Raw genomic sequence first — 269 nt, forward strand, 5'->3', positions numbered from 1 at the left:
CCGATGACGCCCATGCCGAACTCCTCCCGCGGTGCGCCGACATCAACCTGGAACGAGATCATATTTCCGCGAAGAGCGAGCCCTCTCAGCATTTCGAACGAGTTGGATTCCGCCATGATGTCGAAACGGAAATCGCGTCGCGCAATGACTTCGTCCAGAACCTGCCTTCCGCCGAGGCTTTGATCGGGCAGTGCGAGCGGCTGGCCGACACAGTCCGTCAGCCGAAGCGTCTGTTTCGCGGCAAGGGGATGGTCGTGTCGCATAATCGC

Annotated in this window: 1 protein-coding gene; it reads left to right on the forward strand. The window is 60.2% G+C overall.

The window, feature by feature from the left end; genetic code table 11:
• Window positions 1-269: hypothetical protein (locus tag KVS69_RS21195; protein ID WP_254622305.1), on the forward strand; the 269-nt coding region annotated here is incomplete at both ends.

It is taken from the genome of Stenotrophomonas sp. GbtcB23, from assembly GCF_019091045.1.
Lineage (GTDB): Bacteria > Pseudomonadota > Gammaproteobacteria > Xanthomonadales > Xanthomonadaceae > Stenotrophomonas > Stenotrophomonas rhizophila_A.